Here is an 11,936-nt window from a genome sequence, read left to right on the forward strand (position 1 = left end):
TTCCATGAATAAGTTACGCATAAAACTCTTTGTCCCAACGGTTCTTGTGGTTGCCTTCTGTCTCGGGGTGATTGTCTATATCTCCTACCAGCAATACTCTTCTTTCCAGGCGAGTTCGGCCCAGACGACCCTGCAGCTTGAGCATGAGGTGCAGAGCCGGCTGCTCGCCGTTCAGACCAATAACCGGGGATTGGTGGATTTTCTCGCCAACAACTGGTCGTTCATTGATAGTGTCGCCCTGGGGACCAGCACGGAACTCCTTGACCAGGTAGTCCCTTTTACAGTCTACAAGAGCGTTGACTTCATAAACGTCTATGACACAGACGGTGTTCTGCTGGCCTGCGCGGAAAATCCCGGCCGGTTCGGGGCCCGGGACGATATAAGCCCGTTGCTCGGGGGGATGAAGAGCGATTCGGATATTCATCCGGCGGCCCTTGTCCATGGCGGGAAACTGGCATTGGTTGCCCTGAAACGTATTGAGGGCAATTATGGTCCCATCGGTTTTCTTGTGGTGGGACGATATCTGACCAGGTCCACCCTGGCCGAATTCAACTATCTCTACCATGATCACCAGGCGGCCCTGCATTTCTATTATCAGGGCAGGGAGTACCTGACCCTGGGCGGCAAACCCGAGACCGACGCTTCTTTGCGGCAGAAGTCAACCTTCATTACCTTTTTGCCGGAGATAGACAAAGCGGGTCTTCTGAGCGTGTTGCTGACCGAGGACGTCTCCCGGACGGAACGTGACTTCTGGCGCCAATTTTTTGTTATAACGCTTGTTTTTTCCTTTGTGAGCCTGGTGGTTATTGTTTTTTCGCGAAAGATCACCATGCGGGTCACAACTGATCTGGAAAAATCCAGGGACGAGCTGGAACTGCGGGTGCGGGAACGGACCGAAGAGTTACGGGGCAGCGAGGAACGATTCCGGACGCTGCTGAACAGCCTGGACTCGCTGGTTTATGTCGCGGATATGGATACCTACGAACTTCTCTTCATCAATGAATATGGTCAAAAAATCTGGGGGAATGTCGTTGGCAAGACCTGCTGGCAGGCGCTCCAGGCCGGCCAGACCGGTCCGTGTGAGTTCTGTACCAATGCAAAACTGTTGGATGACAAGGGCGAGCCGCGGGGGGTCCATGTCTGGGAACTGCAGAATACCGTTGACAATGAATGGTATGAATGCCGGGACCAGGCCATCCGGTGGCCGGACGGACATTATGTGCGGATGGAGATCGCCACCAACATTACCCAGCGCAAACAGGCGGAAATGGCCCTGGCGCAAGAGAAGGAACGGCTGGCAGTTACCTTGCGAAGCATTGGAGACGGGGTTATCACCACTGATACCCACAGCCGGGTCGTGCTTATCAACAAGGTCGCCGAGCGATTGACCGGCTGGAGCAGCGCCGACGCGGTTGGGCGGCCTTTAGCCGAGGTCTTTAATATTATTAACGAAAGAACAAGGCAGCCCTGCGAGAATCCGGTGGAAAAGGTCATGGTCACCGGGGGGATTATCGGACTGGCCAACCATACCGCCCTGATCTCCAGGGATGGGCGGGAAATAAGTATTGCCGACAGCGGCGCGCCGATCCGGGACAGGGAGAGCAAGATCATCGGCGTTGTCCTGGTTTTTCGGGATATCACGGCCCAACTCCGCATGGAGCAGGAACTGATCAAGATAAAAAAACTTGAGTCAATAGGTATTCTGGCCGGCGGTATTGCCCATGACTTCAACAATATCCTGGCCGCCATCCTCGGCAATATCGAATTGGCGGGAATGTCCATTGATCCCACCAGCAAGGCATATCCCCTCCTGCAAGGGGCAAAGCAGGCGTCCCTGAGGGCAAAAGACCTGACCCAGCAGTTGCTCACCTTTTCCAAGGGCGGTGATCCGGTCAAAAAAACCACCTCCATTGGCAAGGTCATCACTGAATCGGCAAATTTTGTATTGCATGGCAGCCCGGTATTCTGCCGGCTCAGCATTCCCGACGACCTGTGGCTGGTTGATATTGACGCCGGGCAGATAAGCCAGGTTATTCAAAATCTGGTGATGAACGCCAAGCATGCCATGCCGGATGGTGGAGAGATCAGCATCACCTGCGCCAATATCACGGACATCGGTTCTGAAACACCCCTCAGCCTGCCCGGCAAGGCCTATATTAAAATCACTGTGCAGGACAATGGTTGCGGTATCGCTGAAAAATATCTTGAAAAGATCTTTGATCCCTATTTCACCACCAAGCAGGAGGGCAGCGGCCTGGGTCTGTCCATCTCCCACTCAATAATCAACAAGCATAACGGCCACATTGCCGTCCAGTCCAGAATGGGCAAGGGCTCCACCTTCAGCATATATCTGCCCGCCTCTGAACAGCAGGCCGTCCGTGATCAGGACCAGGAGGCCGATAAACCGGCCGATGTTGTCAGGGCCAAGGTACTGATTATGGATGATGAGCAGCTTGTCCAGGATATTGCCGGACAGATGCTGGTTATTCTCGGGCATGAGGTATTGCATGCCGCCGACGGCAGGGAGGCAATCGAAATATTCACCGGACAGCGCCAAAGCGGCAAACCGGTTGATGTCATAATCATGGATCTGACCATTCCCGGCGGCATGGGCGGCAAGGAGGCGATAGGGGAAATACTGAAAATCGATCCGCGGGCCAAGGTTATTGTATCCAGCGGCTATGGCAATGATCCGGTCATGGCCAACTATCGGCAATATGGATTCAAGGCCGCAATTGCCAAACCTTTTCTGCTGGAGGAATTGAATAAAACCTTAACCGATGTTTTGTCTTAAGGGCTGGATTCTGTCGCCGGGAGAACCAGGCAGTCCGGCGGCCCCCTCTTGCCCCGCATCTTTAATATAAAAGTCGGGCCGGACGAAGCCCGCTGTCCGGGGAGATTTTCATTGTTGGTTGTGGCCGCGGCCCAAAAGTTATGGTCCTGCCATGCTGGTTCGTCCTGAAGTCCTGTCTTTCCCCACCCACGCGCGACCGGAAGAAGCGTTCAACGAGGTTGTTGCGGCTGGTGACAACAGTTGCCCGATGCCGCCCATGTCCGGGCAGTGCCTTGCCCTGTTTCCATGACTTCGGGCGCCCCTGCATAGAAAAGACCAGTCATAAGGATGAGGGCCGGCCTGTTCCCTTCAGGAGTGGCAATATTTCTTTCTTTTTCCATAGGTATTTCCTGTTTGGCAGATCGTTGCATTTAATTTAGTTTTCATCATCAATGGCGTCCGTGGCGGAGCGCCGCAATTACCTTCCCGGAAAGACAATCGGTTAACAGACGATTCTGGTCATGACCATTGCCACCGCCGAAGGTGGATGGGATTTTTGTCCGTCATGAATTTAAGAACAGGAAGGAGAGAGATATATGGGAGAGAAACAGGAGATCCTGCAACAACTGGCGCAGGCAGTGGTGGAAATGGACGAGGAGGCGGCGGCCACGCTGGCCGAACATGCCTTCCGGGCCGGAATTGATCCCTATGAGGCGATCACCGACGGTCTCACCATGGGCATGGCAATAGTCAATGAAAAGTTTGAGAACGAGGAATATTTTGTTCCGGAAATACTCCTGTGCGCCGATGCCATGTATGCCGGCCTGGAGGTCCTCAGACCCCGCCTCAAAACCGAGACCGCGTCACATCGCGCCAGGGTGGTGATCGGAGTGGTTGCGGGCGACACCCACGATATCGGTAAAAATCTGGTCAAGATGATGCTGGAGACCGCGGCCTTCAAGGTTTACGACCTGGGCCGGAATGTTCCCCTTAACGATTTTGTCGACAAGGCCCTGGAAATAGATGCCCGGCTGATCTGTCTTTCCACCCTGATGACCACCACCATGGACGGCATGAAAAAGGTGATCGATATCCTGGAGGAAAAGGGTATCCGCGACCGCTTTGTGGTCATGGTCGGCGGCGGCCCCATCTCCCAGAGCTTTGCCGATTCCATCGGCGCTGACGGCTACGCCGCCAATGCCGCCGCCGCAGTGCGTAAGGCCAACGAACTCATAGAGAACAGGGTGACCGTATGATGACCAATACCTTGAGCGACCGGATGACCCCCAAACAGAGGATGGCCGGCTTCCTGCAGGGACAAGAGGTGGACCGGCCCCCCTGCGCGCCCCTGATCCTCAACCATGCGGCCCGGATTTCCGGGGTCAGGATCTCCGAGTACAACCAGGACGGCGGGACCATGGGCGCGGCCCACGTGGCTGCCTTTAAAGAATACGGCCATGACTTTATCTTTATATTCTCCACCACCTCGACCCTGGCCGAGGCCATGGGGACCAGGCTCTTCTTTCCCGATGATGACGCGCCCTGGGTGGAAGAGCCGGTGGTGCGGGCCGCGGCCGACCTGGCCAGGGTAAGGACCGTGGACCCGCAACGGGACGGGCGGTTGCCCGTGTATCTTGAGGCCACCAGGCTCTGCTGTGACCGGATCGGCGAGGATGTCTTTGTCGGCTGCGTGTTTTCCGGGCCGTTCACCACTGCCGCGGCCCTGCGCGGCACGGAAGACTTTATCAAGGAGACCTACAAAGATCCCGAACTGGTCCATAAACTCCTGACCCTGGCCATGGACAACGCCCTTATCTTTGTCGATGCCATCCTGGCAACGGGCGGCATCCCGGTACTGGTGGAGCCGGTGGCCAGCGGCAGCCTGATCAGCCCGGTCATGTTCAAGAAGTTCGCCTTGCCTTATCTCAAGCCGATCGTGGCAAAGATCCGGCAGGCCTGCCTGCCGTGCATCCTCCATATCTGCGGCAAGACCGCCAGGATCGTGGAGCTGATGGCCGATACCGGCGCCAACGCCCTGAGCCTTGACGTGATCGACCTGGCCGAGGCCAAGGAAAAGATCGGCGCCCGGGTCTGTCTGATCGGTAATGTCAACCCGGCGGAAACCATGCTCAAGGGCGGTCCCCAGGACGTGGACCGGGAGGCCCGGGAGTGTCTTGCCAAGGCCGGGGATAATCCGGCCGGGTTTATCCTGTCAAGCGGCTGCGAGATCCCGATCAACACCCGGCCGGCAAACATTCATGCCATGATTGACGCGGCCAGAAGTTACCGGCCGCAGGCTTGACCCGCATTTCTCACAAGCAATCTGCTGCAAAGGGCGGGTAGATCAATGGCAGAAACGATCAGGGTCCTTGTGATAACCGGTTTTCTGGGGGCGGGCAAGACCACCTTTATCAAACGGGTCATCCAAGAGAGGGCCGCCCGCGAGACAATCCTTATCGTGGTAAACGACTTCGGCGAGGTGGACATTGACGGCAGACGGCTGGAGATGGCCGGCGGCTCGGTGTATGCCTTTGCCAATGGCTGCATCTGCTGCTCTCTAAAAAGGGAACTGAGCAAGATGCTGCCCGCCCTTGTCGACCGGTTTGCCCCTGAACGGCTTCTTATCGAACCTTCCGGTATTTCCGAGCCCGGCCAGATTCTGGCCGCCTTAGATGGGGTCAAGAAGCGGATCGGGATGGACGCAACGTCGGTTATTACCCTTATCGACGGGCCTGCCTATTTCGATGGCCTTGCCTGCCTGGGCATGTTTTTTGAGGAACAGATAGCAACAGCCGACCACCTGATTATCAACAAGACCGATCTCGTCCAGCCGGATCAGCTGGAAGGGATAGAAAAAGACCTGGGCAAGAGGAACAAAAACGCCTTGATCTGGAGCACGACCAAGGCCAGGGTCCCCCTGGAAACGGTCTTCCATCTCCGGCCCCGACCCCGGCCGTCTCTCCCTGCCACGGACGGAGAAGAAGGTCCGGCCTATGAAACCATCACCCTGTTTCCGTCTCCGGAACTGCCTTTGGCCAGGATTGAACGTCTGTTACAAACGGCCGAACAGGGCGGGTTGGGCCGGGTAGCGCGCATAAAAGGCTTTGTTCGCACCGACCGGGGGTCTTTTTATGTGGATTTTTCCGGGAAAAATTGGCGTTTGGAGAGGTGCGGGGGCCCGGAGCCGGTGCTGGTCTTTATCGGCGAACTCCTTGACCGGCAGAAGATCAAGCAGTTGCTATAAGAGAGGGAAAAATGGAGCCAAGGGAACGGCTGGCAAGAACTTTTGCCGGCAAGACGATTGACCGGCCGCCGGTGCTCTGTCCGGGCGGCATGATGGCGGTGTCTGCCAGTGAAATCATGGCCAGTGCCGGTTTCAGCGGCCATGACGCCCACTGCAATCCGGAGAAAATGGCTGCCATTGCCGAGCGGATCGCCGGGATCAGCGGCTTTGAAAACGTGGGGGTTCCGTTCTGCATGACGGTTGAGGCCGAGAGTTTCGGGGCCCGGGTGGATCTCGGCGATATTGAGCGGGAACCAGCGGTAATCAAATATCCCTGCGCCACCCTGGCCGATTTCGCCCATCTTTCACCGGCCGAGCCGGAAAGGCACGGCCGCTTGCCCGTTCTGCTCAAGGCCCTGCGACTGCTCAAAAAAAACAACTCCATTCTGCCGGTCATGGGCAACCTGGTCGGTCCCATCAGCCTGGCCACCTCCCTGGTCGAGCCCACCACCTTTTTCCGGGCCATGCGTCGGGAGGCCCGGACCATCCACAAAATCCTGACCTTTATCACCGACTTTTTGATCCGCCTGGGCCGGGCACAGTTTGCGGCCGGCGCTGACCTGATAACCGTGGCCGACCCCACTGCCACCGGTGAGATCCTCGGCCCCAGGTTTTTTAAAGAGTTTTCCCAACCCTATCTTGAAAGGCTTTGCCAGGGCCTGGGAAGGGAAGGAAAGCCGGTGATCGTCCATATCTGCGGCAATGTCCGGCTGATCGCCCCGGCCATCAGCAATATCAACCCGGTCGCCGCCTTCAGTTTTGACTCACTGGTTAATGTGGCCAGGTTGAAACAGGAGATGGGGCCCCGGGTCTTAATGGGCAACGTCAGCACCTCGGTGCTTGAAAAGGGCCCGCCCGAGCTGGTCCGCAAACTCGCCCGGATCTGTCTTGCCAAAGGCGTTGAGATCCTGGCGCCGGCCTGCGGGATAAGCCCCAAAACCCCATTGGCAAACATCAGGGCCCTGACCGGAGCGGTGGCTGGCACATGAACCACCGTCAACTTGTCCGCCGGGCCATTAACCATCAGCACTCTCCGGTCCCGCCCAAGGGAGAGATCTGTATCTGCCCCGGTTTTATCGAGAAACTCCTGGGCCGGCCCTGCCAGGGCCCGGCGGATAAACTTGAGACCATTCTCGCCCTGGGCCTTGACCTGGTGGTGGTGACCATTGACCCTGCCTTGCCCGGCGGTCTGCGGCCGGAACCGGCAATCCGGGAGATAGAATGGTGGCGTCAACGGACCGATCTCTACATCCTGGCCCAGGTCACCGGCCCCTTCCGGGGCGGACTCGACCGTATTCCTTTTGCGCATTACTGCCGGCTGACCCTGAAGGCGCCGCAGGAGGTCCTTGAACTTTCCCGCCGGGCCGCCCGGGACCTGGTCCGGCTGGCGAAAGGCTGTGTGCGGGCCGGGGCGGACGGGATCATCATTGGTGATGATCTTGCCTGCTCGCGCCACACCCTGCTCTCGCCGGCTGTTTTACGAAAAATTATCTTTCCGTTCCTGCAGCAAGGCCTGGAATCGATCAGGCGGACCGGGGCCACGGTCTTTTTTCACTCGGACGGCAATATCAACGCGGTTCTTGCCGACCTTGTTGCCATGGGGTTTGCGGGGATCCACTCATTGCAGCCCTCGGCCGGCATGCGGATGGACGAGATCAAAAAGAAGTATGGCCGCGGATTGACCCTGTGGGGGAATATGGAGTTTACGGCCCATCCCCGGAAAACAGCGCCGGAGTTGAGCGCCCGGGCCGTGAAGATTGTTGCGGACACTGCCGCGGGCGGCGGCTTTATCTTCGGCTCCAGTACCGGCCTTGCGGATGACACCCCGGTCGATGTTGTGGTCGGGGTCTATCAAAAGCTGCGGGAATATTCTTGATGAAGGTTCTGATAACCCTCCTCTTTAAGGGGGAAAAAATATCGATCCGGGCCAGGGCCGGGCAGGTATTGGCCACAATAATCCAGGAGGCCGGTCTGGACCTGGAGCTGCCTTGCGGCGGCCATCGTGACTGCGGCGCCTGCCGGGTGCAGGTCCAGGGCATGCTCTCATTGCCCACTGCCGTGGAACTGGAACTGCTGGGCCTGGAAAAGATCGGGCAGGGGGAGCGCCTGGCCTGCAAAAGCCGGATCAGGGGTCCGGCCGAGATAATCGTGCCCGAGACCTTGCAGGCATCCGGTATCCTTGTCAGTGGCACGGAGAGGCAAACCGATCTCAACCCTAATATAAGCAAAAAACTCCTGCCACCCGTCATCCCTGCCGGGAGTTCCTTGCTGGAATCAGTAAAAAAATCCCTTGCCGAAACCGGGCAGCCGGTAGCGTTGGAACTGGAGGTGGCAGATCTTGAAAAAGATGGCGCCAGGGGCGTGCTGACCGCGGTGTCAAGAAACGGCAGGGTGGATCTGGTTGAACCGGGTGATACCCGGGCCGAGTGTTTCGGCCTGGCCGTTGACGTGGGGACCACCACCCTGGTGGTTGCGCTGGTGGATCTCATTTCCGGCCGCGAGATTGATACGGTCTCCGCCCTGAATCCGCAAGTGACCTATGGACATGATGTGCTTACCAGGATAACCCAGGTCAAGGGCGGGCAGGTAAGTCTCCACCATCTGCAGGAGATACTGGTCCGTGAACTTGACCGGCTCGGCCGGGCGCTTTGCCAGAGACATTCCATTTCCCCGGCCCGGATCTATGAAGCGGCCGTGGCCGGCAACACCTGCATGATGCATCTCCTCCTGGGCCTGGACCCGGTGGTCCTGGCCCTGGCGCCCTATACCTCCCGGATCAAGGGCAGTATCTATATCCGGGCCACGGAGCTGGGGTTCAAGTCTCTCGGCCGGGCCCATCTTTACATCCTGCCGCCCATCTCCCCCTTTGTGGGCGGTGATATCACCGCTGGCATCCTGGCCACTGACCTGGCCGGCGGCCCGAAACCCACCCTGTTTATCGATATCGGCACCAACGGCGAGGTGGTCCTGGTAACTGAAAACAAGACATTTGCCTGCTCCGTGGCCGCGGGTCCGGCCTTTGAAGGCATGAACATCGCCTGCGGCATGCGGGCCCAGCCCGGGGCCATCGAATCGGTCCGGATTGAAAATGATGGTCCCCGGCTCAAGGTAATCGGCCAGGGCCGCCCCCAGGGCATCTGCGGCAGCGGCCTGATTGATGTGGTGGCCCAGCTCCGGGAAAAGGAGCTGATCAACCCTAGGGGACGAATCGCCGCCGACTGTGCGGCCCCCTCCCTGCGGCCATACCTCCGGGACCGGAACGGCAAGAGGTCCTTCCTGCTCTTTAGAGACCGCGGCCGGCAGGTCTACATCTCCCAGCAGGATATCCGCCAGGTCCAACTGGCCAAGGGGGCCTGCCGGGCCGGGATCAACCTGTTGCTCAAGGAGGCGGCCATCGGACCGGAGGCGGTCAAGAGGGTCTGGGTGGCCGGGGCCTTTGGTTATCACCTCAAGCCCGCCTCCCTGACCAGGATCGGCCTCCTGCCCCGGGAATGGCATGATCGCATCGTCTTTGTCGGCAACACCGCCAAGGTGGGGGCCATGCTGGTGCTTTTGAACCGGCGGCTCCGGGACGAGGCGGCAGGGCTGGGACGCTCGGTCCTGACCGTGGATCTCGTCTCCCACCCCGAGTTTGACCGGCAGTTTATCCAGGCAATGCTCTTTTAAGGGACGTTCACCAGCATCTCATCTTCGCCAATTTCGGAGGCTCGTGCCTCGCTTACCTGGCCTGCTCGAACAGTACCAGTTACAAGACGAATCACGTCCGTTGAGCGGTTGTTGCGAGACCGACAAAAATGTTCATCGGCCAACGATGTTTTCCCATGCCAGCAACACCCCGCCCTGCCAGCGTAACCGGCGCTGCTCGTGGTTGACTTGAATCTCATTGCTTGTCCGGCTGACCATTTTTACGGCGAATCGATTATCGAACTCCTGCTCCAGTGCCCCCAGGGGACGGTCGTACTCGCCCGTGTCCCTTGCCTCGGTGATCAACCCGGTCAGGTGACGGCGATGCTGCACCTCTGTTGTTCCCACGAAAAGGGGTATATTATTTCCAGCGATCTTGACATCCGCGGGCCACAGGCGCAGCACCCAGCGTTGGCCATTGACCTGGCGGACAAGGCGCAGGATGTCAACCCGGCCATCGTGAAGACGCGGCAAAACAGGCAATTCTTCAATCGGCGTGTCCGGGGAGAACATCCCCAGGAAATTTTTCAGGTTCAACAACAACGGGCGGCGCCAGTCTTTTAGCAAAAGGTCTTTTGCCATGTCTTCGGTGGAGCCGGCCAATTGGATGGTGAGGGGCTGTTCCCGTTCGCCGGCCAGGTCAATCCGCCAGGCGGGCAGTTCGCGCCAGCCATCGGCCAGCCATTTTTTCAGCGGCATGGATTGTACGTTGTGGCGGGGGGCGTAAAAGGCAAGGTCCTTTTCGTGGCGTTGGGCCACATGCCAACCACCGGCGATCACGATAACGAGCAGGGCCGCAAGCCCCAGTAAACGCCGGGGAACGGTTTCAGCAGGCCCCTTCAGGTAGGCGATTCCAAGCAGGGCAATCCAGCTTGTGCCGATCAGAAAGCCGCCCAGGACATCGGAGAGCCAGTGGGCGCCCAGGTAAAGGCGGGAGATCGCGATAATAAAGGAAAGCACAAAGACGGTGACGAAAAATCCCCAGCGCAGTCTGCTGAAAAGCCCCCGGGAAATCAAAATAGCGAGAAAGCCATAAATAATAACACTCATGGTTGTATGGCCGCTGGGAAATCCATAGGCCGAGGCCCCATGGTAAAGGGCCACGGGCCGCGGCAAATGGATCAGCCATTTCAGCAATTGAACGCCCAGTGAACCGCCGAGTATGGTCAAGACCCAGAAGCCGGCGGTGCGGTGGCAACGTTTGACAAGGAGAACGAGCAACACCGCGCCGGACAGGCAAATGTTGACAAAAGAATCGCCTAGTTCCGTGACCGCCACCAGTATATGATCCGCCCAGGGGGTTCGCAGAGATTGAAAAAAATGGTAAACCGCCTGATCCGCGATCACCAGCGGGTCCCTGGCCAGGACATCCTGCAAAACGCCCAGGAATCCCCACCCTGCGACAAAAAGCATCAGGAGCAGAAACCCGAGAAACAACTCCTCTCCCTGCTGACGGAGGAACAGATAAGAGAGGAGCCGTTTTACGGGAAGCGCCACTCCATGGACGGGCCTGTCCGCGGCAACCCAGTCCTTGAGCGCGGCCAGTTGGATCGGCCCTTGATGTCCGGCCAGTAATACCAGCTTACGGCTGAGCCAGATAAAGCCCCAGATGGCGGCGAGGAGAATGAAAATGAGCACGGCCAGGCGGGTGCTGACCGCGCCGGCCACTGCCAGCGAGGTCCCGAAAAAGACCCCCGGCAGTATATAGACAAGGGCCCAGCCGATGGCCGATAACACGTTGACAACGCCGAAATGGAGCGGAGCCATGCCCAGCATTCCAGCCACAACCGGGATTAGCGGCCGTACCGGGCCGACAAAACGGCCGAACAGGATGCTTTTGCCGCCATGTTGATGGAAAAAGGCCTCTCCCTTTTGCAGCATGCCGGGATAGCGGGAAAAAGGCCATATCCGCCGCAACTCTTCCTGAAAGTGGTGGCCCAGCCAGTAGCTGATGCCGTCTCCGGCAATGGCCCCGGCCACGGCCAGCAACAGGACGGGCTTCAGCCCCAGGCTGCCCGTGGCCACAATCGCGCCGACGCCGAACATTATAACCGTGCCGGGAACAATCAAGCCGACCAGGGCCAGGGATTCGGCAAGGGAGATCAGGAAAATCGCCCCGTAGGCCAGTGTAGGGTGAAGGGTGATAAAAACCAGTAATGCCTTTAGATAAAGCATAGGGGGGTACCGTCTCCTCGT

8 protein-coding genes are annotated in these 11,936 nt (G+C 58.3%); 7 read left to right on the forward strand and 1 reads right to left on the reverse strand.

Annotation, left to right across the window (positions count from 1 at the left end; all coding sequences use genetic code 11):
- The first annotated feature begins 4 nt into the window (after positions 1-4).
- The 7 genes from L3J03_02965 to L3J03_02995 all read left to right on the forward strand — a co-directional run bounded on the left by L3J03_02965 (position 5) and on the right by L3J03_02995 (position 9,722).
- Positions 5-2,794 (forward strand): ATP-binding protein, encoded by a 2,790-nt coding sequence (locus L3J03_02965; GenBank protein ID MCF6289951.1) that lies wholly within the window; start codon positions 5-7, stop codon positions 2,792-2,794.
- A 575-nt stretch (positions 2,795-3,369) separates the two neighbouring features.
- Positions 3,370-4,029, forward strand: coding sequence for a corrinoid protein (locus L3J03_02970; protein ID MCF6289952.1), 660 nt, complete (start codon positions 3,370-3,372; stop codon positions 4,027-4,029).
- Entirely contained in the window at positions 4,026-5,075 is a 1,050-nt protein-coding gene (locus tag L3J03_02975) for a uroporphyrinogen decarboxylase family protein (GenBank protein ID MCF6289953.1), read from the forward strand. Before L3J03_02970 ends, L3J03_02975 begins: the two co-directional genes overlap by 4 nt.
- A gap of 45 nt (positions 5,076-5,120) precedes the next feature.
- Positions 5,121-6,017, forward strand: coding sequence for a GTP-binding protein (locus L3J03_02980; protein MCF6289954.1), 897 nt, complete (start codon positions 5,121-5,123; stop codon positions 6,015-6,017).
- 11 nt (positions 6,018-6,028) lie between these two features.
- Complete coding sequence (locus tag L3J03_02985) at positions 6,029-7,045, forward strand: MtaA/CmuA family methyltransferase (GenBank protein MCF6289955.1); 1,017 nt, start codon at positions 6,029-6,031, stop codon at positions 7,043-7,045.
- Positions 7,042-7,932: a hypothetical protein gene (locus L3J03_02990; protein MCF6289956.1), complete on the forward strand. Its 891-nt coding sequence runs from the start codon at positions 7,042-7,044 to the stop codon at positions 7,930-7,932. Before L3J03_02985 ends, L3J03_02990 begins: the two co-directional genes overlap by 4 nt.
- On the forward strand, positions 7,932-9,722 hold the full coding sequence (locus L3J03_02995) for an ASKHA domain-containing protein (protein ID MCF6289957.1): 1,791 nt from the start codon (positions 7,932-7,934) through the stop codon (positions 9,720-9,722). The genes L3J03_02990 and L3J03_02995 overlap by 1 nt, the downstream gene beginning before the upstream one ends.
- Before the next feature lie 132 nt (positions 9,723-9,854).
- Here L3J03_02995 and L3J03_03000 read toward each other — a convergent pair.
- A partial coding sequence (locus tag L3J03_03000) for a VTT domain-containing protein (GenBank protein ID MCF6289958.1) occupies positions 9,855-11,936 on the reverse strand: 2,082 nt, incomplete at its 5' end.

The sequence above is a fragment of the Desulfobacterales bacterium genome (genome assembly GCA_021647905.1).
In the GTDB taxonomy this organism is placed as follows: domain Bacteria; phylum Desulfobacterota; class Desulfobulbia; order Desulfobulbales; family BM004; genus JAKITW01.